Annotated in this window: 27 protein-coding genes; 22 read left to right on the forward strand and 5 right to left on the reverse strand. The window is 63.3% G+C overall.

Features of this window, described 5'->3' with window-relative positions; translation table 11 throughout:
- Positions 1 to 36 precede the first annotated feature (36 nt).
- Both ykgO and Q0974_RS02010 read left to right on the forward strand, forming a co-directional pair.
- Positions 37 to 162: a type B 50S ribosomal protein L36 gene (gene ykgO / locus Q0974_RS02005; RefSeq protein WP_116236560.1), complete on the forward strand. Its 126-nt coding sequence runs from the start codon at positions 37 to 39 to the stop codon at positions 160 to 162.
- Positions 162 to 776: an HAD family phosphatase gene (locus Q0974_RS02010; protein WP_299322031.1), complete on the forward strand. Its 615-nt coding sequence runs from the start codon at positions 162 to 164 to the stop codon at positions 774 to 776. Before ykgO ends, Q0974_RS02010 begins: the two co-directional genes overlap by 1 nt.
- Here the strand turns inward: Q0974_RS02010 and pyk are convergent.
- Positions 773 to 2,218 (reverse strand): pyruvate kinase, encoded by a 1,446-nt coding sequence (gene pyk / locus Q0974_RS02015; RefSeq protein ID WP_299322032.1) that lies wholly within the window; start codon positions 2,216 to 2,218, stop codon positions 773 to 775. The genes Q0974_RS02010 and pyk overlap by 4 nt on opposite strands.
- Positions 2,219 to 2,323: 105 nt before the next feature.
- Here pyk and Q0974_RS02020 point away from each other — a divergent pair, with 105 nt between their 5' ends.
- From Q0974_RS02020 to Q0974_RS02100, 17 genes are all read left to right on the forward strand, one after another.
- A complete protein-coding gene (locus Q0974_RS02020) occupies positions 2,324 to 2,629 on the forward strand; it encodes a DUF1244 domain-containing protein (RefSeq protein WP_299322035.1) in 306 nt (101 codons plus the stop codon).
- 61 nt (positions 2,630 to 2,690) lie between these two features.
- Complete coding sequence (locus tag Q0974_RS02025; protein WP_299322038.1) at positions 2,691 to 2,933, forward strand: DUF2312 domain-containing protein; 243 nt, start codon at positions 2,691 to 2,693, stop codon at positions 2,931 to 2,933.
- A gap of 63 nt (positions 2,934 to 2,996) precedes the next feature.
- A complete protein-coding gene (locus tag Q0974_RS02030; protein ID WP_299322040.1) occupies positions 2,997 to 3,317 on the forward strand; it encodes a heavy metal-binding domain-containing protein in 321 nt (106 codons plus the stop codon).
- Between the two features lie 7 nt (positions 3,318 to 3,324).
- A complete protein-coding gene (locus tag Q0974_RS02035) occupies positions 3,325 to 3,819 on the forward strand; it encodes a GNAT family N-acetyltransferase (protein ID WP_299322042.1) in 495 nt (164 codons plus the stop codon).
- Between the two features lie 83 nt (positions 3,820 to 3,902).
- The gene (locus tag Q0974_RS02040) at positions 3,903 to 4,646 is read left to right on the forward strand and encodes a YebC/PmpR family DNA-binding transcriptional regulator (protein WP_299322045.1); all 744 of its coding nucleotides are present in this window, start codon (positions 3,903 to 3,905) and stop codon (positions 4,644 to 4,646) included.
- On the forward strand, positions 4,643 to 5,137 hold the full coding sequence (gene ruvC, locus Q0974_RS02045) for a crossover junction endodeoxyribonuclease RuvC (RefSeq protein WP_299322144.1): 495 nt from the start codon (positions 4,643 to 4,645) through the stop codon (positions 5,135 to 5,137). The genes Q0974_RS02040 and ruvC overlap by 4 nt, the downstream gene beginning before the upstream one ends.
- Positions 5,134 to 5,730 (forward strand): Holliday junction branch migration protein RuvA, encoded by a 597-nt coding sequence (gene ruvA / locus Q0974_RS02050; protein WP_299322048.1) that lies wholly within the window; start codon positions 5,134 to 5,136, stop codon positions 5,728 to 5,730. Before ruvC ends, ruvA begins: the two co-directional genes overlap by 4 nt.
- 321 nt (positions 5,731 to 6,051) lie before the next feature.
- Positions 6,052 to 6,450, forward strand: coding sequence for a GFA family protein (locus Q0974_RS02055; protein WP_299322049.1), 399 nt, complete (start codon positions 6,052 to 6,054; stop codon positions 6,448 to 6,450).
- A complete protein-coding gene (locus Q0974_RS02060) occupies positions 6,443 to 6,586 on the forward strand; it encodes a hypothetical protein (RefSeq protein ID WP_299322051.1) in 144 nt (47 codons plus the stop codon). The genes Q0974_RS02055 and Q0974_RS02060 overlap by 8 nt, the downstream gene beginning before the upstream one ends.
- Positions 6,583 to 7,605 (forward strand): Holliday junction branch migration DNA helicase RuvB, encoded by a 1,023-nt coding sequence (gene ruvB / locus Q0974_RS02065; protein ID WP_299322053.1) that lies wholly within the window; start codon positions 6,583 to 6,585, stop codon positions 7,603 to 7,605. Before Q0974_RS02060 ends, ruvB begins: the two co-directional genes overlap by 4 nt.
- Before the next feature lie 80 nt (positions 7,606 to 7,685).
- Positions 7,686 to 8,141, forward strand: a complete 456-nt coding sequence (locus Q0974_RS02070; protein WP_299322054.1) for a YbgC/FadM family acyl-CoA thioesterase — start codon at positions 7,686 to 7,688, stop codon at positions 8,139 to 8,141.
- An 8-nt stretch (positions 8,142 to 8,149) separates the two neighbouring features.
- On the forward strand, positions 8,150 to 8,845 hold the full coding sequence (gene tolQ / locus Q0974_RS02075) for a protein TolQ (protein ID WP_299322056.1): 696 nt from the start codon (positions 8,150 to 8,152) through the stop codon (positions 8,843 to 8,845).
- Positions 8,846 to 8,848: 3 nt separating this feature from the next.
- Entirely contained in the window at positions 8,849 to 9,376 is a 528-nt protein-coding gene (locus Q0974_RS02080; RefSeq protein ID WP_366943568.1) for an ExbD/TolR family protein, read from the forward strand.
- Positions 9,376 to 10,143, forward strand: a complete 768-nt coding sequence (locus Q0974_RS02085; protein WP_299322058.1) for a hypothetical protein — start codon at positions 9,376 to 9,378, stop codon at positions 10,141 to 10,143. The genes Q0974_RS02080 and Q0974_RS02085 overlap by 1 nt, the downstream gene beginning before the upstream one ends.
- Positions 10,144 to 10,220: 77 nt before the next feature.
- Positions 10,221 to 11,522, forward strand: a complete 1,302-nt coding sequence (tolB, locus tag Q0974_RS02090; RefSeq protein ID WP_299322146.1) for a Tol-Pal system beta propeller repeat protein TolB — start codon at positions 10,221 to 10,223, stop codon at positions 11,520 to 11,522.
- 82 nt (positions 11,523 to 11,604) lie between these two features.
- Positions 11,605 to 12,123 carry a peptidoglycan-associated lipoprotein Pal gene (gene pal, locus Q0974_RS02095; protein WP_299322060.1) on the forward strand — a complete coding sequence of 173 codons (519 nt, stop codon included), beginning with the start codon at positions 11,605 to 11,607 and terminating at the stop codon, positions 12,121 to 12,123.
- 72 nt (positions 12,124 to 12,195) lie between these two features.
- On the forward strand, positions 12,196 to 13,173 hold the full coding sequence (locus tag Q0974_RS02100) for a mechanosensitive ion channel family protein (RefSeq protein WP_299322062.1): 978 nt from the start codon (positions 12,196 to 12,198) through the stop codon (positions 13,171 to 13,173).
- Here the strand turns inward: Q0974_RS02100 and Q0974_RS02105 are convergent.
- The 3 genes from Q0974_RS02105 to Q0974_RS02115 form a co-directional block, all read right to left on the reverse strand.
- Positions 13,170 to 14,273: an isoaspartyl peptidase/L-asparaginase family protein gene (locus Q0974_RS02105; RefSeq protein ID WP_299322063.1), complete on the reverse strand. Its 1,104-nt coding sequence runs from the start codon at positions 14,271 to 14,273 to the stop codon at positions 13,170 to 13,172. The two genes, Q0974_RS02100 and Q0974_RS02105, sit on opposite strands and share 4 nt — an antisense overlap.
- 1 nt (position 14,274) lies before the next feature.
- Positions 14,275 to 15,819: a carboxyl transferase domain-containing protein gene (locus Q0974_RS02110; RefSeq protein ID WP_299322066.1), complete on the reverse strand. Its 1,545-nt coding sequence runs from the start codon at positions 15,817 to 15,819 to the stop codon at positions 14,275 to 14,277.
- 224 nt (positions 15,820 to 16,043) lie between these two features.
- Positions 16,044 to 16,709: an SDR family oxidoreductase gene (locus Q0974_RS02115; RefSeq protein WP_299322069.1), complete on the reverse strand. Its 666-nt coding sequence runs from the start codon at positions 16,707 to 16,709 to the stop codon at positions 16,044 to 16,046.
- Positions 16,710 to 16,867: 158 nt separating this feature from the next.
- Here Q0974_RS02115 and Q0974_RS02120 point away from each other — a divergent pair, with 158 nt between their 5' ends.
- A complete protein-coding gene (locus tag Q0974_RS02120; protein WP_299322071.1) occupies positions 16,868 to 18,040 on the forward strand; it encodes a diguanylate cyclase in 1,173 nt (390 codons plus the stop codon).
- Positions 18,041 to 18,142: 102 nt separating this feature from the next.
- Here the strand turns inward: Q0974_RS02120 and Q0974_RS02125 are convergent, their stop codons facing one another.
- Positions 18,143 to 18,817, reverse strand: a complete 675-nt coding sequence (locus Q0974_RS02125; protein ID WP_299322074.1) for an OmpW family outer membrane protein — start codon at positions 18,815 to 18,817, stop codon at positions 18,143 to 18,145.
- A 215-nt stretch (positions 18,818 to 19,032) separates the two neighbouring features.
- Between Q0974_RS02125 and ispG the strand changes: the two genes are divergently transcribed.
- Together ispG and Q0974_RS02135 are read left to right on the forward strand one after the other, a co-directional pair.
- Positions 19,033 to 20,157, forward strand: coding sequence for a flavodoxin-dependent (E)-4-hydroxy-3-methylbut-2-enyl-diphosphate synthase (gene ispG / locus Q0974_RS02130; RefSeq protein WP_299322078.1), 1,125 nt, complete (start codon positions 19,033 to 19,035; stop codon positions 20,155 to 20,157).
- Positions 20,138 to 20,410, forward strand: coding sequence for a hypothetical protein (locus Q0974_RS02135; RefSeq protein WP_299322080.1), 273 nt, complete (start codon positions 20,138 to 20,140; stop codon positions 20,408 to 20,410). Before ispG ends, Q0974_RS02135 begins: the two co-directional genes overlap by 20 nt.
- The last annotated feature ends 27 nt before the right edge of the window (positions 20,411 to 20,437 follow it).

The raw sequence follows: 20,437 nt of genomic DNA on the forward strand, positions 1-20,437 counted from the left end.
CCGACAATCGAGATAGCAAAAAGGCCGGGCAGCGCCATGAAAGTCCGTAACTCACTGAAATCACTCAAGGGCCGCCATCGCGACAACCGCGTGATTCGCCGCCGCGGTCGCACCTATGTGATCAACAAGACCAATCGCAGGTTCAAAGCTCGCCAGGGCTAATGGCAGTGCACGCCGTCGTCTTCGATGTCGGCAATGTCTTGTATCGCTGGGATCCGCGCTTTCTGTTCGAAAAACTGATCCCGGACCCTGAGGAGCGGGACTGGTTTCTCGACAATGTGGTCACCCTGGACTGGCATGTTCAGCATGATGCCGGTCGGCCGCTCGCGGCCATGGTCGCCGAACGCAAAGCCGAATTTCCGGAACATGCGCCGCTGATCGATGCTTATGTCGATCGCTGGCTCGAAACGATCCCCGGGCCGGTGCCCGGCGTACATGCGCTGGTGGACGCACTGGCGCGGCGGAACGTTCCGCTTTTCGCGATCACCAATTTCGGCACAGAGTTCTGGGACATTTTCCGGCCGACGGCGCCGGTAATCGATCATTTTGCCGATATCGTGATTTCCGGTGAAGAGAAGGTGATAAAGCCCGACCCCGCGATCTATCGCTTGGCGCTGGACCGATTTGGGTTGGAGCCGGGCACGGCAATCTTCATCGACGATCGCGAGGAGAATGTCCGCGCCAGCGAAGGCGAAGGTTTTGTCGGCCATCATTTCCGCGATGCCGACACGCTTGCCGAGGATTTACACGAGAAAGGCCTGTTGAACTCGGCTTAGCGGTCCCGAGCGATCTCGGCCTGTGTGTGGCGCTGCAATTCATCGCCGAGCAGCCGCACGATATGCAGCACATTGGTCGATCCCGGCGTTCCGAAGGGCACGCCTGCCATAACGATAACACGATCCCCGCCATTGGCGATGCGCGCGCGCAGCGCCATGCGCTTCGACTTCGCGACCATCTGCTCGAAATTATTGACGTCGCGCGTATGCACCGAATGCGCGCCCCATAAAAGGCCGAGCCGCCGGGCGGTTTTGAGCTTCGGTGTCAGCACGAGCAGCGGCACCGACGGCCGCTCGCGCGAAACGCGCCGCGCCGTGGACCCCGATGTCGTGAAACAGATGATCGCGCTGGCCGATACGGTCTCGGCGATGCCGTTCGAGGCTTCAGCCAGCGCGTCTGCGCTCGTCGAATCGGGCATGGTCTCAGTAAAATGCACGCGCGCCCAATGGCTGGGATCGGCCTCCACAGCCGTTGCGATCTTGTCCATCATCGCAACCGATTCTTCTGGCCAATCGCCGGCCGCGCTCTCCGCAGAGAGCATGATCGCATCGGCCCCGTCATAAACGGCCGTTGCGACATCGGAGACTTCGGCCCGGGTCGGGCTCGGCGAGCGGACCATGGACTCCAGCATCTGCGTCGCAACGACCACCGGCCGGCCGAGCATCCGCGCCTTTTCGATAATCTGCTTCTGAAGCGGCGGCACTTCTTCCGGCGGGATTTCCACGCCGAGATCGCCGCGCGCGACCATCACCGCATCGACGGCTTCGAGTATCTCGTCGATGCGCCGCACGGCGGACGGTTTCTCGATCTTGGCGAGCAGGGCGGCGCGCCCATGGATGAGTTTCCGCGCTTCGGCCGCGTCTTCGGGTTTCTGCACGAAAGACAGCGCGATCCAGTCGACGCCCTGGTCCAGCGCAAAGGCGAGATCGCTCCGGTCCTTGTCGGTCAACGCCGCCATCGGGATCACAACGTCCGGGACGTTAAGCCCCTTATTGTTCGTGAGCGGACCGCCCACTTCAACGACCGTTTCGATCCGGTCCGGTTCGGCGGCGGTGACCTTTAAGGCCACCTTGCCGTCGTCGAGCAGCAACCGGGCGCCTTCTTCGATCGCCGCGAAAATTTCCGGATGCGGCAGCGATACGCGGCTCCGGTCGCCAGGGCTCTCGTCGCGGTCCAGCGTGAAAATACTGTCTTTTTCGAGCTGGACGAGCCCGTCCGCGAATTCGCCGATCCGCAATTTGGGTCCCTGAAGATCGGCGAGGATCGTCATCGGCCGGCGCGCGTCTTTCTCCAGCTTGCGGATCGCGGCGATCACCTTTTTGTGATCGGCATGGCTGCCATGGCTCATATTCAGCCGGAACGCATCGGCACCCGCCAGATAGAGTTTGCGGATCATCTCCGGGTCGTCGCTGGACGGACCGAGGGTTGCGAGAATTCGCACCTTGCGCTGGCGAGGATCTGTATCCGAAACCACAATGCTTCCTAGACTTATGATCTTGGCTCTATAGCCTTAACGTTACAGTGCAACTGCAATGGAGGCGAAACGATGCCCGATTCCGCAATCATGCCCGAAATCGACGATGCTGTGGCAGCGGCTGCATTCCGCAGGCTTGTCGCCCATCTCCGGCACCGGACCGATGCGGAGAATATCGATCTTATGGGGCTTTCGGGTTTTTGCCGCAATTGTCTGGCCGACTGGATCATGGACGCCGCGGACGGCTCGCTGACCAAGGAACAGGCGCGCGCGGCGATCTACGGCATGCCCTATGCGGTATGGAAAGACCGCTATCAGGGCGATGCGACGCCGGAGCAATTGCAGCGGATGAAAGAAAGCGTTGCGAAGAACGCTTGAGGCTTGCCGCGCGCTCGCCTAGAGCCTCGCGCTTTCCATACTCACGCAGAAAGAGATGACCATGGCGGACGGCGCAATTCAGGCGGACAGGCTCAAGCTCCTGATCGAGCGGATCGAACGGCTCGAGGAAGAAAAGAAGGGCATCGCTGACGATATCAAGGACGTCTATGCCGAGGCGAAGGCGGTCGGCTATGACCCGAAAATCATGCGCAAGGTCGTTAGCCTCAGGAAGATGGATACCAACGATCGCCGCGAACAGGACGATCTTCTCGAAACCTACAAATCCGCGCTCGGCATGGACTGACACCGGGCTGGCATAATCGAACCGATCGGCTAGGGTGATCCGCGCACAGACAGGGAGCCCGGCATGATCATCACCACCACGCCTGAGGTCGAAGGCCGGCCGATCACGCGCTATTGCGGCGTTGTGACCGGCGAAGCTATTATCGGCGCCAATGTGTTTTCCGACATGTTCGCCAAGGTGCGCGATATCGTCGGCGGCCGGGCAGGCGCGTATGAGAAGGCGCTCAAGACCGCGCGGCGCGAGGCTTTCGCCGATCTCGAACATGAGGCCGAGGATGCGGACGCGGATGCCGTGGTTGGGGTCGATCTCGATTATGAAGTGATCGGCGAGACGGGATCGATGCTCATGGTCTCGGTATCGGGCACGGCGGTGAAACTCGGTTGAAGCGGGCGTGACGGTGAAGGTCCGCCCCGGCGGCATCGAAGATGCCGAAGCGTGTCAGGCGATCTATGCGCCATTCGTCGAAGAGACCTGGGTCAGTTTCGAAGAAGAAGTACCGTCGGTGCGTGAGATGGCACGGCGGATCGATGGGTTCCGCGCATCGCATGGCTGGGTCGTGGCCGAGCTGGACGGGGCGGTCGCCGGCTATGCCTATGGCTCGCCGCACCGGCTGCGCCACGCCTATCGCTTCTCTTGCGACGTCGCGATCTATGTGCCGGATGCGCATACGGGCAAAGGCGTCGGCACGGCCCTATACGAGGCGCTCTTCCCGATCCTCGCGGCGCATGACATTCACGCCGCCTATGCCGGTATCGCGCTGCCCAACGACGCTAGCGAGGGGCTGCACAAATCGGTCGGCTTCACGCCGGTCGGCATCTATCGCGAAGTCGGCTGGAAATTCGGCGCCTGGCGCGATGTGGCCTGGCAGCGGATTGTCGATGCCTGATCCGCTTTTCGGCGGAAGCGTTGCGCGGGGCCACACTGCTACGCTAAGGCCTCGCCAGATACACAGCTAGACAGACGAGACCGATGGCAGGCCATAGTAAATTCGCAAATATCAAGCATCGCAAGGGCGCGCAGGACAAGAAGCGCTCGGCGCTTTTCTCCAAACTCAGCCGCGAAATCACGGTCGCGGCCAAGATGGGTACGCCCGATCCCGACATGAACCCCCGCCTGCGGCTCGCCGTGCAGACGGCGCGTGCGCAATCGATGCCCAAGGACAATATCCAGCGCGCGATCGACAAGGCGAGCGGAGGCGATGCCGAGGATTATGAGGAAATCACGTTCGAAGGCTTCGGGCCGGGCGGCGTCAGCCTGATCGTCGAAACGCTGAGCGACAATCGCAACCGCACCGTCTCCGACGTCCGCTCGATCTTCGCGAAGAATGGCGGCAATATGGGCGAGAGCGGCTCGGTCGCGCACGGTTTCGAGCGGCTCGGGCTGATCACCTATAAATCCGATGCGGGCGATGAGGAGAAAGTGCTCGAAGCCGCGATGGAGGCCGGCGCCGAGGACATTTCATCCGACGATGAGAGTCATGAAATCTGGACAGCGGCCGACGATCTCCACGCGGTCGCCAGCGCGCTGGAAAAATCGCTCGGCGAGCCGGACGGCGCAAAACTCGCCTGGCGGCCCAGTATCGAGGTGACGGTCGATGAAAAGGATGCGCAGACGCTGCTCAACCTGATCGACACGCTTGACGATAATGACGACGTTCAGACCGTCTGGGGCAATTACGATGTCTCGGACGAGATTATGGAGAAGCTCAACTGAAGCTGATCGGCCTCGATCCGGGGCTCGGCTGCACCGGCTGGGGCGTCATTACGGCGAAGGGCAACAGCCTGTCGCATATCGCGAACGGGCAAATCCGGACCGATGCGAAGGCGTCGATGTCGGAGCGGCTGGCGACGCTGGCCGAAGGATTGCGCGCTATACTCGCCGAACACGCACCCGATGAAGCCGGGATTGAGGAAGTGTTCGTCAACACCAATGCGCAATCCACGCTGAAGCTCGGCCAGGCGCGCGGCGCGCTGATGCTCGTGCTCGCGGATACCGGCGTGCCGATCGGCGAATATGCGGCGCGCTTCGTAAAGAAGGCCGTTGTCGGTACGGGCGGCGCGGACAAGGCGCAGATCCATGCGATGGTGTCCGTCCTGCTGCCCGGCGCGAAGATCGCGGGCGCAGACGCGGCTGACGCACTGGCGATTGCAATCACCCACGCCCATCACCGGGCCAGTGCGCGAGCGGTTGGGGCAGCGGCATGATCGCCAAGCTCAAAGGGGTGCTCGAGGCAAGCGCCGCCGATCATGCGGTGATCGATGTGCAAGGCGTCGGCTATCAGGTTGCGGCATCGACGCGGACATTGGAAGCGCTCGGCCCGGTCGGCGGCGATGTGACGATCCATACCGAGATGCTGGTCGGCGACGATTTCATCCGGCTTGTCGGCTTTGCGAGCGCCGGCGAGCGCGACTGGTTCCGGATGCTCGGCAGCGTGCAGGGCGTCGGTAGCAAGGTCGCGCTGGCGATCCTCTCGACGCTGGAGACGGCGGAGATTCAGACGGCGATCGCGGCGGGCGATGCCGCGATGCTCGCGCGCACGCCGGGCGTCGGCCCGAAACTCGCCAGCCGCATCGCGAACGAGCTGAAGGACAAGGTCGGCGCTATTCCGGCAGCAGCGGGTGGTAGCGCTGCGTCCGCACCGTCCGGCCCCTCCGCCGACGCTGTGTCTGCGCTCCTCAATCTCGGCTTCAAGCCTGCGGAAGCGAGCGCGGCCGTGGCGGCCGCGCAGGGCGAGCTTGGCGCGGATGCGGGGCTGGATGCGCTCGTCCGCGTCGCGCTAAAAAGGGCAGCGAAGTGAGGACGGCACCAAAACGTCTCCCGCTATCGACCGAGTACGGCCGGACAGGTGCCGCTCTTTTGCTGAGCCTATTTCTATTTTGCTTGTCCTTTGTCATCGCCGCATTTGAGACTGTGCCATTTGATGTCGTCATGGTTTTGTTCTGCGCAGCATTTGTAGCATATGCGCTCACGGTCGCATTTGCCGGGTGCCCCTCATGTGGGAAATCGCCGCTCCGGACTGAGGATGAAAACGGGCGTATTGGTCCTTTTGTTGGTGGAAACCGACTATGGCCGAAGCGTGTATGTAGCGAATGTGGAACGCATCTCGACGAGGCAGCGAATGACTGACCGGACCGCTTCATGCCGCTGCGGTCAGCTTTCCGCGACCTGCGAGGGCGAGCCCATCCGCGTTTCCGTCTGCCATTGCTTCGCCTGCCAGCAGCGCAGCGGGTCGCCGTTCGGCGAACAGGCGCGCTGGCCGAAGGACAAGGTCGTTATCGAAGGCGAGAGCACCCTTTGGGAACGCACGACCGATGCGGGCAATGTCACGCGCTATCATTTCTGCCCGGTCTGCGGCACGACGGTCTGGTATACTGGCGGGCCGATGCCGGACGCGATCGCCATTCCCGTCGGGCTGTTCACGAATCCCGATTTCCCGCCGCCGAAATTTTCGGTCTGGGAAGCGCGCAAGCATAGCTGGGTGACCATCCCGGGCGACGAGGTCGAGCATTATGACTGATAGCGACGACCGGCAGAATCGCGCGGATGGCGATACGCCCGATCCGCGGATCGCCTATCGGCGGCCGCTGACGCTGCTGCCCTTGCTCACCATTGCGCTTTTCATCTGCATCATCATCGTGGCGATTGTCCGATGACCGATACTGATCGCCATGTTTCGCCAGAGCGAAAGCCGGAGGACGCCGATGCGGCACTGCGGCCCAAGACGCTTGCCGAATTTATCGGGCAGAAATCGGCCTGCGACAATCTGCGCGTCTTTATCGAGGCCGCGAAAGGGCGGTCGGATGCGCTTGACCATGTCATGCTGTTCGGTCCGCCGGGGCTCGGCAAGACGACGCTGGCGCAGATCGTCGCGCGCGAGCTCGGCGTTGGGTTTCGTGCCACATCCGGTCCGGTGATCGCCAAGGCTGGCGATCTCGCGGCGCTGCTGACGAACCTTGAGGATGGCGATGTGCTGTTCATCGACGAGATTCACCGGCTCAATCCTGCAGTCGAGGAGATCCTCTATCCGGCGATGGAGGACCGCGCGCTTGATCTCATCATCGGTGAAGGGCCTTCGGCCCGCTCAGTGCGGATCGACTTGCCGCAATTCACTTTGGTCGGCGCGACGACGCGGCAGGGGCTGATCACGACGCCGCTCCGGGATCGCTTCGGTATACCGGTGCGGCTCAATTTCTACAGCGTTGACGAACTCGAACAGGTGGTGCGGCGCGCGGCGAGCCTGCTCGATCTCGCGATCACCGAAGATGGCGCGCGCGAGATCGCGGCCCGGGCGCGCGGTACACCGCGGATCGCCGGGCGGCTGCTGCGGCGGGTTCGCGATTTCGCCAATGTCGACGGCGTTGGCGAGGTCGATGCGAAGACGGCCGACGCCGCGCTCAACCGGCTCGAAGTCGATGCGCTGGGGCTCGACCTGATGGACCGGCGCTATCTCACCATGATCGCGGACATATACAAAGGCGGCCCGGTTGGCGTCGAAACGCTGGCCGCGGGCCTCTCCGAACCGCGCGATACGATCGAGGAAGTGATCGAACCCTATCTGATCCAGCTCGGCCTCGTCGCGCGGACGGCGCGCGGGCGGCAGTTGAACGGGCGTGGCTGGAAACATCTGGGCCTCAATCCGCCGCAGGGTGCGGAAGACGGGCTGTTCGATTAGCACGCTCGCCCGTTCCCCCGCAGCGACAACCCGAAAATCCGTGCTTTTCCGGCGAGTCCCGCCCCGCTAAGGCTGGAGATATGAGCGACGAAACGCGCGATCGGCCGGTATCCGGCTATTTTGACGGCAAGCAGCATCGCTTTCCCGTGCGCGTCTATTTCGAGGATACGGACCTTTCCGGAATCGTCTATCATGCCAATTATCTGCGCTTCATGGAGCGCGCCCGGTCTGACATGCTGCGGCTCGCCGGCGTCGATCAGCGCGCGCGGATGGAGGCGGGCGAGGGCGCCTATGCGGTGGTCGATCTCGCGATCAAATACCGTGCTCCGGCCAAGCTCGATGATAATCTGGTCGTGCTCAGCCATGTGACCGGCGTGCGCGCCGCAAGCTGCGCCATTCATCAGCGAGTCATGCGCGGGCGCGACATATTGACGCAAGGTGACGTGACGGCAGCTTTGCTTGCCGCAAACGGACGGCCGAAACGCCAGCCGCGCGAATGGATCGATGCGTTCAAGCGTTTGGAAATGGGAGACTAATAACCGCTATGGGAGGATTCGAATTCGGCGCGAGCGAATCGCTGATGAACCCGCTGACGCTGTTCATGCAGGCCGATATCGTCGTGAAGCTCGTGATGACCGGGCTGCTGCTTGCCAGTATCTGGACCTGGGCGATCATCATCAGCCATGGCCGCAAGATCGGCGGGATGCGCAAGCGGAGCGAGCGGTTCGAGCGTGATTTCTGGCGCGCCGAGGATATCGATCGCTTCTATGACGCGCGCGGCGGCGACGAAAACTCCGCAGCCAAGGTATTCAGTGCCGGACTCGCCGAATGGCGGCGTTCGACCAAGAATGGCACGATCGACCGGCCCGGCACGCGTCAGCGGCTGGCGACGGCGATGGGTGCGGCGGTGGCAGCCGAAATGGACAAGCTGACCGACCGGCTCAACATCCTGGCGACCGTAGGTTCGGTCGCCCCCTTTGTCGGCCTGTTCGGGACGGTCTGGGGCATCATGCGCGCCTTTACCGATATCGCGGGCCAGGCGTCGACCAGCCTCGATGTGGTCGCCCCGGGTATCGCCGAAGCGCTGTTCGCGACGGCGCTCGGCCTGTTTGCGGCCATACCGGCTGTGATCGCCTATAACCGTCTGACGCACGGCCTGAACCGGCTCGAAGCCCGATTGACGCGCTATGCGGATGGCCTGCACGCAACGCTGAGCCACGAGCTGGAGGCGACGCGTTAGGCCATGGCGATGCAGCTTCCCTCCGAGTCCGTGCGTGGCCGGCGCGTGCCGATGTCCGAGATCAATGTGACGCCCTTCGTCGACGTGATGCTGGTGCTGCTGATCATCTTTATGGTGACGGCACCGCTGCTCGCGTCCGGCGTGCCGGTACAATTGCCCGAAAGCCGGGCGGGTGCGCTCGACCAGGAAAGCGAGCCGACCCAGATCGCGATCGACGAGAGTGGCCAGATTTTCGTCGACGATATTGCGGTCACCGATCTTGAACTGGCGTCGACCTTTGCCGCGATTGCCGAACAGCCGGCCGGGCCGGAAGGCCATGCGGTGTTCCTGCGCGCGGACACACGGCTCGATTATGGCCGGGTGATGCTCGTCATGGGCGAGCTCAACCGGGCGGGGCTTAATCGGATTTCGCTGCTCACGACCGCGCCCGGAGAGAGCAGCGTGCCGGATGCGGCAGAAAGTACCGACGACGATGCGCCTCAGGCTGACGATGTCGAGTTGCTCGACCCCGCCGATGTGGAGCCGATCTAGTGGATCGGGCGGAGCGCATTGCGCTCGGCGCGGCGGCCATCGGCCATGTCGCGCTCTTCGCGATCCTGTCCGTCACCCTGCTGACGCGCGAGGAGCTGCCCCGCCGGGAGGCGGTTGCGGTCACGCTGAGCGACGATATCGGCGCCTTCGCGTCCGCCGCCGACCGGCCTGCTCCAGCTGCCGAGCGCCGCGATCTCGCGGACGAAATCGATGTTATGGATCCGCCGGATATCGAACCGCTCCCGCAACCCAGCATCACGCCGACGCCCGCCCCGCCTCGCCCGGCGGAGCGCCGTACCGAACGGCGACCCGAGACCCGCCCCGAACGCCGCCCGCCACGCGAACAGCGCCGCACGTCGCGCATTGCCGGAATCACGGATGGGATCGGCTCGACAAATGATAGCGGCACGTCCCGTTCGCAGGCGCCTGTCAGTGGGGCGGACCGGTCCAACCTCATCAGCCGGATCGTGAATGCGGTACGGCCCTGTTACAATCTCGGCTCGTTGAGCGGGACATCGGCCGAGGACATTGTCGTCCGCCTGCGTATCCAGCCGTCGCGCGACGGTTCGCTCAGCCGCAGCCAAGTTAGCGTGCTCGGCGCACGGGGCGTGAACGGTTCGAACCGACAATATGAGTCGCAGATGGTGGAAGCGGCGCGCAGTGCGGTGCTCAATCCGCGCTGTCCGATGCCGCCGCTGCCCGACGCGCTCTATGAGAATGGCTGGAGCGATGTGGTTCTGAACTTCATTCCGGCGCAATTGACCTGAGGAGCATGCGCATCATGGCTATTTCCCTTCCCACGATTTCCACCCTGCGGCGGTTCGCGCTGGGTCTGTGCCTCGCCATGCTGGGCAGCGCGGCTGTGGCACAGGAGGCCGGGATATCGGGCCCGATCGAGGGCGATGTCATCGGTGGTATCTCCAACCCGACCGCGATTGCTGTGCCGGATATGCCGACGCCCCGTGCCGTAGATACGCCGGCGGGCAATACAGCGGACCTCGGGCGGCAGGTGGCACGCGTCATCGAGGATAATCTGCGCAATTCCGGCTTTTTCAATCCGGTCGAGCGCCAGTTCCTCCGCGATGTCGATATGCCGCAGGTGACCGCGCCCGATTATCCGGCCTGGAGCCAGGTTGGCGCGCAAAATCTGGTTCAGGGCTATGTGCAGGCCGGCAGCAACGGCCGGCTGACGGTCGGCTGCTATCTCTACGATGTGTTCGCCCAGGCGCCGCTGGAGCGTGCGGGTTACGAAGTCGATTACGCCGATTGGCGCCGCGCCGCGCATCGCTGTGCCGATATGGTCTATGCGCGGCTGACCGGCGAGGGCGCCTATTTCGACAGCCGCATCGTCTATGTTGCCGAGAGCGGCCCCAAGGATAACCGCGTGCGCCGCATCGCGGTCATGGATACCGATGGCGCCAATCACCGCTTCCTCACCAACGGACAGTCGATCGTGCTGACGCCGCGCTTCGCACCGGACGGCCGAACGATCACCTATATGAGCTATCTGAACGACGAGCCGCGCGTCTATATCTATGACGTGGAGAGCGGGCGGCAGCGGCTGCTCGTCAATGCGCCCTATATGACCTTCGCGCCGCGCTATTCACCGGACAGCCGCTATGTCGTCTTCTCGATGGCGGTGAACGGCAATAGCGACATCTACCGTGTGGCCGTGTCGGGCGGGCAGCCGGTGCGGCTGACCAATACGCCGGGCATCGATACGAGCGCCAGCTATTCGCCCGACGGCCGCCGGATCGTGTTCGAAAGCGATCGCTCTGGCGGGCAGCAGCTATACGTGATGAATGCCGACGGTTCGAACCAGCGGCGGATCAGCTTTGGCGGCGGGCGCTATGCGACGCCTGAATGGAGCCCGCGCGGCAATCTGATCGCCTTTACGCGATTGGGCGGCGGTTTCCGGATCGGCGTGATGCGCCCCGATGGATCGGGCGAGCGCATCCTCACGAACAGCTGGCAGGATGAAGGACCGAGCTGGGCGCCCAATGGCCGCGTCATCCATTTCTTCCGGACGCCGCGCGGCAATGCCCTGCCGACCCTCTGGTCGGTCGATGTGACGGGGCGGATGATCCGCCGCCTACCGACGCCGGTCGGCGCGTCCGACCCCTCCTGGTCGCCGCTCAGGAACTGATCGGCGCGCTGCATACTTGACTCCCGCTCGATATATGGCGGCATAAGGCGGGGCCGCATCGCAAGAAGAAGAGGACATGATCATGACCCAGTTTTCCAGAACCGCGATTTTTCTCGCTGCGGGCTCTGCGCTCGCGCTGGGTGCCTGCTCGCGCGAAGCGCCCGACGATCTGCCGCCGCCACCCGTCGGCACGACGACGCCGGACACCGGCCCCACGGGCCCGACCGGTCCCGCGCCGGGCAGCCGCGCGGACTTCCTCGCCCAGGCCGCGAGCGATACGATCTTCTTCGAGACCGATTCCTACGATATCGACCCGGAGGATCGTGCGATCCTCGACTCGCAAGCCGCCTGGCTGCTCGCCAATCCGAGCGTGCGCGTCACGATCGAGGGGCATTGCGACGAGCGCGGCACGCGCGAATATAATCTCGCGCTTGGCGAACGCCGCGCCAATGCCGCAGCCAACTATCTCTCCGCGCGCGGCGTCGATGCTTCGCGAATGACCGTCATCAGCTATGGCAAGGAACGCCCCGTCGCGCTCGGATCCGACCCGGCAAGCTGGGCGCAGAACCGGCGCGCGGTAACAGTTGTACCGATCGGCTAGCGCCGTCTTCATAATTGCCTGTCGACGGGGCCGGAGCAGCCGCTTTTTCGGCACCGCCATTGGGGGAGGGGCATGAACGCCGAAGCCGATCGCATCATCCTCGAGCCTATCGAGCTCATCCAGTCGAAGACCGAAGCCATTGTCGACGGCTTCTATTTTCAGCTGCCCAATATTATCGCGGCGATCCTGCTGCTGGTCTTCGCCTGGCTGTTCGGCAAGCTGCTGGCGCGCGTCGTCCGCATGTTCGCGGAGCGGCGGGACCGGCCTGATCTCGGCGCGCTGCTCGGCTCGCTCGCCAAGGTCATCCTCTATCTGCTGGCGCTGCTCGCTGCGGCGGCCATCGTCTTCCCCACCGTCAACCCGGGCGACATTTTGGCGATGCTCGGCATCGGTTCGGTGGCCATCGGCTTTGCGTTCAAGGATATTCTGCAAAACCTGCTTGCCGGGCTGCTGCTCCTGATCCGCCGTCCCTATCTGCGCGGCGATCATATCATCGTCGACGGCTATGAGGGCGAGGTCGAGCATATCGAAAGCCGCGCGACCGTGATCCGCACCTATGACGGCCGGCGTGTGATCATTCCGAACAGCGATGTCTATACCTCTCCGGTCACGGTCAACACGGCCCATAGCGAGCGGCGGGACGAGGTCGATATCGGGATCGGCTATGGCGACGAACCGCGGGCGGCGCGGGCTGCCTTTCTCGCCGCGATCGCCAATGTGCCCGGCGTGCTCACCGATCCGCCGCCGCAGGTCATTCCCTGGGCGCTTGGCGATTCGACGATCGATCTGAAGGCGCGCTGGTGGACCGACTGGCGGCACTCGCACATGGGCCGGGTGCGGGCGGACGTGCTGCTGGCGATCTTCGAAACGGCCAAGGCGAAAGGTATCGATCTACCCTTTCCGACCCAGGTCATGCTGTTCCACGACCAGACCGAAGAGTCCGATGGTGACCGCACGCGACAGCGCGAAGGCTGGCCGCCCGGGCACAATCCGCCTGCGCCGCGCTGGATCAAGATGCGCGACGATAAGGACGCGGACGAAACGCGCTAGTCTTCGTCTCCATAGATCGCGACGTTGGCGTCCATCTCGCTCGCTGCCATGCCGCGATACATGCCCGGCGTGTTGAAGGAATAGGTGGCCGTGCCCCAGGGCGTTGTCACGATGACGCCGCCCGTGCCGCCCAGCGCGCCCATTTCGGCGATCACGCTATCGGCGATCTCCTGGACTTGATTCGGCTGCAGGCCGAATTCGCTCGCATCGACATAATATTCGGGCATGCCGTCTTCTGCCATCGGCACGGATGCGCGCGCATGGGCAAGCTCCTGCTCGAAGCGAAACCGAATCTGCGCGCAAATCTCATGCGCCACGCCGACGCGGATGAAATATTCGCCTGTGCCGGTTGCCGAAACCGCGCAGGCCCGATTATCGGCATAGGTGCCGGCGCCGATCACCGGTGAATCGCCGATCCGGCCCCAGCGCTTTCCCGTCATGCCGCCGGTCGACGTCCCGGCTGCGACATTGCCGTCCATATCAACGGCGACAGCACCGACCGTGCCATATTTCATATCGATATCGTACGCGCTCACTTCCCCGACTTCGCGAGCGAGAAACTCGTCGAGCTGCTCCCGGCGGCGATCCGTTGCGAACCAGCTATTCTCGACCTGCTCCAGTCCCTGCTCGGCAGAGAATTGATCGGCCCCGCTGCCGCGCAGAAAGACATGCGGCGACTCCGTCATGACCCGGCGTGCGAGAGTGATGGGATAGCGGGTCTGGGATGTGCCGGTTACGGCGCCGGCAGAACGGTTGCGCCCGTCCATGATAGACGCGTCATGCTCGATCGTGCCGTCATAGGTGAAAACCGCACCGCGCCCTGCATTGAAGTTCGGATCATCCTCCAGCACGCGAATGGCGGCTTCGACCGCGTCCAGAGACGCCCCGCCTTCGCGCAGGACCGCGCTGCCGCTTTCGAGCGCTGCGTTCAGCGCGGCGCGGATCGCCGCATCCTGTTCGGGCGTGAGGCGGTCCCGTTCGATCACGCCCGCGCCACCGTGGATTACGAGCGTCCAACGGCCCTGAACGGCGGCAGGCTGCGCCGATAGCTGACTTGCCGTAAAAAGGGTCGCGATGGCCAACGCTATTGCTACACGCATGTCACTCTCCTCTGCTGTCCGCCTGTCCCGCTTGTAATTTCCGCCACGCCAGATCCGCGAACTCGCAGAGCAGCGGCCGTGTGTCGCGCGGGTCGATAATATCCTCGACGCTGAACTTCTCGGCCGTGCGGAAGGGCGATGTCACGGCCTCCAGCTTCGCCTTGATCTCCGCGAGCCGGGCCGCCGGGTCCTCAGCGGCTTCGATGTCGGACTTGTAGGCCGCCTCGAGCCCACCGGCGATGGGCAACGACCCCCAATCGCCGCTCGGCCAGGCGAAACGGTACTGGAAGCGCTCGGCATTGCTCATTGCGCTGCCCGCAATCCCGTATGCCCGCCGCACGATCACGCTGGCCCAGGGCACGGTCGCCTTATAGACGGCGTTCATCGCTTCCACGCCGTACCGGATCGTACCCGTCCGCTCCGCCTCGACGCCGACCATGAAGCCCGGATTGTCGACAAGGTGGACGACCGGCAGGCGGAACTGCTCGGCCAGCTCGCAAAAGCGCTTCACCTTCTGGCTCGTCAGCGCTTCCCAGGAGCCGCCGAGATAGCTGGGGTCGTTGGCGAGCACCGCGACCGGCCAGCCATCGAGCCGTGCGAAAGCCGTGATCGCCGCGCGGCCCCAGCGCCGGCCCATTTCGAACAGGCTGTGCCGGTCGAAAACGGCCTCCATCACGGCGCGCATCGAATAGACCTGCTTGTCGTCGCGCGGGACGATGGAGAGCAAAGCCTCTTCGCGCCGGTCGACGGGGTCGTCGTTCGACCAGCGCGCCGCGCGTTCGTTCACATTGCTCGGCAGGTAAGAGAGGAAGCGCCGGGCCGCGGCAAATGCCTCGTCCTCATCTGCAACCTCGTCGTCGACCACGCCGTTGCGGGTATGGATATCGCTGCCGCCCAACCCCTCCTTATCGACATCTTCGCCGATCGCCTGCGCGACGACCGGGCCGGCCGCGAAAATCTGGGACAGGCCGCGCACCATGACCGAATAATGGCTGGCGACGGTCCGCGCTGCGCCCATGCCCGCAGTCGGGCCGAGCGCCAGCGCAACGACCGGCACGGTTTCCTGATTGCGCATGATGTCGTCCCAGCCGGGCACGGCGGGGACATAGGTGAAGCCCATGGTCTCCAGTGTTTTGACCGAACCGCCGCCGCCCGTGCCGTCGATCATGCGGATGAGGGGAATGCCGAGTTCATGCGCCATCTTCTCGCACTGGACGAATTTACGGTGGAGCGCTGCATCGGCCGCGCCGCCGCGCACGGTAAAGTCGTCGGCAGAAGCGACGACCGGCCGCCCGTCGATATCGCCGCGGCCGAAGATCAGGTTGCTCGGCGCGGCATGGACGAGAGTGTCGGCTTCGTCATAGTCCCCGCGCCCGGCAATCTTGCCGATCTCGCGAAAACTGTCTGCATCGACAAGCCGTTTGATCCGTTCCCGTGCATCGAGTTTGCCGCGATTATGCTGGCGCGCGACTTTCTCCGCGCCGCCCATCTCCTCGGCGAACGCTTCGCGCTGCCGGAGCTCCTCGATTTCCTCCTTCCAGCTCATGCGGACCGGTTTACACCGAGCGGCGTTTTTCTTTTGTGTGACCTTTGCCGCACATCCCCGGAAAACTGGGAATTCGAGCGGCCCAATGCGGCTTCGACTGTGACCTTCCGGCGGCGCGTGTGAAGTCGGGTAATGCTGTAACCATCCATTGCGAGCCGGACCTTAGCGCGAAGCGGGCCCCGTAGGACAGTGTGAATTGGAAGGCGGTCGACGCAGCCGCCCGATTACCAGGGAATTTCGCTCCCATCATAGGCGGTGAAGCGGCCGCTCGTCTGCAACGACAGTGCGTCGATCACCGCGCGGAGACCCGACACGCTCGTCTCGACATCGATCAGTGCGTTGGGCCCGCCCATATCGGTCTGGACCCAGCCGGGGTGCAGGATCACGACGGCGATACCCGCATCGGCGAAATCGATGGCCAGCGATTTCCAGGCCGCATTTACTGCCGCCTTGGACGAGCGATAGATGATCGCGCCACCGCGCCCATTATCGGCGATAGACCCCATCTTGCTGGTGATCACCGCCATCTTCTTGTGCTCGGACGCTGCGACATTGGGCTTGAGTCGTGCAGCAAGCAGGGTCGGCGCGACGCTGTTGATTTCGAGCGTCTTCAGCCAGTCTTCGCGGTCGAGATCCCTGCTGCCATAGACCCCGGCATTGTTGACGAAGAGATCTATCGGGCGGTCGCCCAGCGCTGCGACAAAGGCGTCGATGCTGTCCGCATCCGCGACATCGAGCTGCTTCACCTCTACCCCGCCAATGGCCGTGAGTTCCGTCGCCGCCTCGGGCTTTCGCGCCGTAGCGATCACCGACCATCCGTCGGCCGCATATTGTCTGGCGAATTCTAGTCCGATGCCGCGATTGGCGCCGGTGACGAGCATGGCGGGCATTGTTTCTATCCCTTTCGACTCAATTATGTGTGACTGGACGAAATCGCTGCTGCCGCACGGGTTTTGCATGCTAGATCGCCACAACACGCCATTCCAGTCTTAACACTCTTTTCACCATAGAAATCTAGGCAGGAAAATCGTGGTTATGGAGGGTGGTTTTGGCGGGATTTTCGGGCAGTTATGGTGCACCGACCTTGCTACGGGCGGCCGGTGGCGGTGCGTTGCCCGGTGATGTGACGCAGCGCATCCGGTCCGTACAGATCGAACGTGCGCTCGAACATGTTCCGATGATCTATGCGGTGGCGCTATTCAACATCACTTTGATCTTGGTGCTGTGTTTTCACAAGGGGTTGGCCGTTTCGAGCTATGCCTGGATGGGCGTGGTGGCGATTGCGGCGTTTTTGCGGATGATCCAGTGGATCTGGCGTGCGCATTCGGCTCAACCGATGCGCAATCCGGAGAAAACGCTGCGCGGCCTTACCCTTGTTTCAGTTGGCGGAATCTCGGGGTTGAGTGCATGGTCGGTCTATGCGCTGACGACGCCCACATTCGCCGATATGATACTCATTCCGGTGTCGCTGGTTTTCGGGTCAACCTGCATCGCCCATTGTCTGGCGCCGATCCGGCGGACGGCGATCGGTGTGCTGATAGCCGGCATCATGCCTGCGGCACTCTATCTGCTGTTGTTCGGCGATTTCGAAGGCGCGATCCTCGGTGCCAGCATGATCTCGATCGCCGTGCTGATGATCATATTTCTCATGGAGAGCTATCAGCGGATCGTTGATGGCATCGTGATGGCGGAAGAGATTCGGCGGCTGGCGCATACCGACGCGCTGACAAGCCTCGCCAATCGCCGCGCGATCATGGATGCGCTGGATGAAGCCGATGCTGAAGCCCGGGACGGGACGGGCTATGCGATCGCGATTCTCGATCTCAACGGCTTCAAACAGATCAATGATACGCTCGGCCATCATGTCGGCGATACATTGCTGCAGCGTGTTGCGCACAGGCTGCGCGACGCGGCGCAACCTGGCGAGCTCGTCGGTAGGCTGGGCGGCGATGAATTCCTCATCCTGATGAACGCGGTGACCGATGAGGGCGTGGCCTCGGCCCGCACCACCGCTTTCCTGGCAGCCTTGTCGCGCCCGGCCGAAGTCGATGGCCATCGCATCCCGGTTACCGGCAGTATCGGTCATGCGCTTTCAGGACGCGACGGCGAGAGCGCCGATGCTGTCATGATGATCGCCGACAAAGCGCTCTACGCGTTGAAAAGAGGGCAAGAGGGCCGGTCTTCCGGCATAAATGACCGCAGGCGCAGTCACGCGGCATAAAGCCGCGCAACCGGCCGCACAAAAATTTAGGGGCCCGACTGCATCTGCCGCCGGGCCCCTTGGGAGCTATCCAGATACGCCCGGTCCGGACGCGCTGGAACGTCAGAAACGGAAGCCGAGGCCCGCGCTCACGACCCAGGGATCGAGATCGTGATCGGTGCGGATTAATTCGGTGCCGCCGGCCGAGAAGGTCGCCGTCGTACCGATGAAATAGCGCTTCACGTCGATGCCGAAGACGAGGCCGTTATCGTTGAGGGTGAAGTCCGCACCGGCCTGCAGCGCCACGCCGAATTCGTTCGACAGATTGACATCGTCGATGCCGAGCGCTGCGGCGCCTGTGCCGACATTTTCGCTGAAGATGAAGAAGAGGGCCGGTCCCGCGCCGATATAGGGCCGGACGGAATCGCCGATCGGGAAGTGCACCTTGGCGGTGACGGTGGCCGGCAGCACGATCGCGTCGTCGATCAGCTCGACGCCGGCAAGCGCATTGGTGCCTTCCACGTCATGCGGCGAGATGCAGCAGATGGTTTCGATCGAGAAAGTGTCGGAGATGAAATATTCCGCGGCGATTGTCGGCACGATGCTGTCGGTCACGCGCGTTTGCGATCCGGCCGGCAGGCCGAAATCGTCGCGTTCCACTTCGTCGATATCGCCGCTGGGGAGGATACCCGTGGCGAAAACGCGCAGTTGCACGTCGCCCGCCTGCTGGGCGGCGGCCGGTGCCGAAACCATGAATGTGGTGGCCGCGAGCGCGGCGGCGATAGAACGGAATTTCATGTTGATGCCTCGTTGGTTAGCGAATTGAACTGTCGTCTAGCGGACAAATGCGAATTGCGCGTATCGAAAGAAAGGGTATCCATCGATAGCTTTTCGCTATGACGATATATTTCCGCGTTGGTTGGAAGGGGTTTTTCGCAGCGCGAATTGCCCGCGAGCGCGTGAGGCCGGGAGAATGCCTTTTATTGGTAACGGTCAGGCTCTATAGAAACCCCATGTCTATACGCCCCTGGAGAGATATTGCGCGCCGCGAGACGCGGCAGATCATGGTCGGCAATGTGCCGGTCGGCGGCGATGCGCCGATCACCGTGCAGACCATGACGAACACGCCGACCTCGGACGCCAAGGCGACGATCGACCAGATCCGCCGGTGCGAGGAAGCCGGGGTCGATATCATTCGCGTCTCTTGCCCGGACGTAGAATCGACGACCGCCTTCAAACAGATCACGCGCGCCGCCAAGGTGCCCGTCGTCGCCGATATCCATTTTCACTATAAGCGCGCGCTCGAAGCCGCGGATGGCGGCGCGGCCTGCCTCAGGATCAATCCGGGCAATATCGGCAGCGAGAGCCGCGTGAAGGAAGTGATTGCGGCGGCCAAGGCCAATGGCTGCGCGATCCGCATCGGCGTCAACGCCGGGAGCCTCGAAAAGCACCTGCTCGAAAAATATGGCGAGCCCTGCCCCGAGGCGCTGGTCGAAAGCGCGCTCGACCATATCAAGATTCTGCAGGATCACGATTTCCACGAGTTCAAGGTCGCGGTGAAAGCGAGCGACGTCTTCCTTGCTGTCGCCGCTTACATGCAGCTCGGCGAGGCTGTCGACTGCCCCTTCCATGTCGGAATTACCGAGGCCGGCGGGCTGATCGGCGGCACTGTGAAATCGGCGATCGGCATCGGCAACCTGCTATGGGCGGGCATAGGTGATACGATCCGCGTCTCGCTGTCGGCGGAGCCGGAAGACGAGGTGCGCGTCGGCTATGAGATCCTCAAGAGCCTCGGCGTCCGCACACGCGGCGTCCGGGTCGTCTCCTGCCCGTCCTGCGCGCGGCAGGGATTCGATGTCATCCGCACAGTCCAGACGCTCGAAGAGCGGCTCCAGCATATCCATACGCCGCTCTCGCTCTCGGTGCTGGGTTGCGTGGTCAACGGGCCGGGCGAGGCGCGCGAAACCGATATCGGCATCACCGGCGGCGGCGCGGGCAAACATATGGTCTATCTCTCCGGCGTCACCGATCATCACGTCCAGGATGCGGACATGATCGACCATATCGTCGAGCTGGTCGAAGCGAAGGCGGCTGAAATCGAGGCCGCCGAAGAAGATCGTGTCGAGGCGGCGGAATAGTCCCGCCGAAACGGCCGAGCGGCCCCTTGCAAAGCAGCGCCGTATTTCGTCTGCGCGCGCACTCGGCGCGGCGGCGGTCGGTGCATTGGCGGTCGGTGCCACCGCGATCGGCGCGCTGGCAATCGGCCGCCTTGCTGTCGGCTCGATACGCGCCGGCAATGCGAAGATCGACCGGCTGCGGATCAAACGCCTCGAAGTCGACGAGCTCGTCGTGCACAAGACGGTGGGACCGGAGGCGGAATCCAAAGAATAGCCCTGTACGCGGTCGGCTTTAGACGCT

This window comes from Parasphingopyxis sp. (assembly GCF_028279465.1).
In the GTDB taxonomy this organism is placed as follows: Bacteria; Pseudomonadota; Alphaproteobacteria; order Sphingomonadales; family Sphingomonadaceae; genus Parasphingopyxis.

Bases quoted from the DNA above. Each gene is read 5' to 3' on its own strand.
- Q0974_RS02115 (WP_299322069.1), bottom strand. From the start codon at position 16,709: ATGCCCGCCATGCTCGTCACCGGCGCCAATCGCGGCATCGGACTAGAA.
- Q0974_RS02010 (WP_299322031.1), top strand. From the start codon at position 162: ATGGCAGTGCACGCCGTCGTCTTCGATGTCGGCAATGTCTTGTATCGC.
- ruvB (WP_299322053.1), top strand. From the start codon at position 6,583: ATGACCGATACTGATCGCCATGTTTCGCCAGAGCGAAAGCCGGAGGAC.
- tolQ (WP_299322056.1), top strand. From the start codon at position 8,150: ATGGGAGGATTCGAATTCGGCGCGAGCGAATCGCTGATGAACCCGCTG.
- Q0974_RS02025 (WP_299322038.1), top strand. From the start codon at position 2,691: ATGGCGGACGGCGCAATTCAGGCGGACAGGCTCAAGCTCCTGATCGAG.
- Q0974_RS02125 (WP_299322074.1), bottom strand. From the start codon at position 18,817: ATGAAATTCCGTTCTATCGCCGCCGCGCTCGCGGCCACCACATTCATG.
- ykgO (WP_116236560.1), top strand. From the start codon at position 37: ATGAAAGTCCGTAACTCACTGAAATCACTCAAGGGCCGCCATCGCGAC.
- Q0974_RS02030 (WP_299322040.1), top strand. From the start codon at position 2,997: ATGATCATCACCACCACGCCTGAGGTCGAAGGCCGGCCGATCACGCGC.
- pal (WP_299322060.1), top strand. From the start codon at position 11,605: ATGACCCAGTTTTCCAGAACCGCGATTTTTCTCGCTGCGGGCTCTGCG.
- Q0974_RS02040 (WP_299322045.1), top strand. From the start codon at position 3,903: ATGGCAGGCCATAGTAAATTCGCAAATATCAAGCATCGCAAGGGCGCG.
- Q0974_RS02060 (WP_299322051.1), top strand. From the start codon at position 6,443: ATGACTGATAGCGACGACCGGCAGAATCGCGCGGATGGCGATACGCCC.
- Q0974_RS02070 (WP_299322054.1), top strand. From the start codon at position 7,686: ATGAGCGACGAAACGCGCGATCGGCCGGTATCCGGCTATTTTGACGGC.
- tolB (WP_299322146.1), top strand. From the start codon at position 10,221: ATGCTGGGCAGCGCGGCTGTGGCACAGGAGGCCGGGATATCGGGCCCG.
- Q0974_RS02105 (WP_299322063.1), bottom strand. From the start codon at position 14,273: ATGCGTGTAGCAATAGCGTTGGCCATCGCGACCCTTTTTACGGCAAGT.
- Q0974_RS02080 (WP_366943568.1), top strand. From the start codon at position 8,849: ATGGCGATGCAGCTTCCCTCCGAGTCCGTGCGTGGCCGGCGCGTGCCG.
- Q0974_RS02100 (WP_299322062.1), top strand. From the start codon at position 12,196: ATGAACGCCGAAGCCGATCGCATCATCCTCGAGCCTATCGAGCTCATC.
- ruvA (WP_299322048.1), top strand. From the start codon at position 5,134: ATGATCGCCAAGCTCAAAGGGGTGCTCGAGGCAAGCGCCGCCGATCAT.
- Q0974_RS02020 (WP_299322035.1), top strand. From the start codon at position 2,324: ATGCCCGATTCCGCAATCATGCCCGAAATCGACGATGCTGTGGCAGCG.
- Q0974_RS02055 (WP_299322049.1), top strand. From the start codon at position 6,052: ATGACTGACCGGACCGCTTCATGCCGCTGCGGTCAGCTTTCCGCGACC.
- Q0974_RS02110 (WP_299322066.1), bottom strand. From the start codon at position 15,819: ATGAGCTGGAAGGAGGAAATCGAGGAGCTCCGGCAGCGCGAAGCGTTC.
- ispG (WP_299322078.1), top strand. From the start codon at position 19,033: ATGTCTATACGCCCCTGGAGAGATATTGCGCGCCGCGAGACGCGGCAG.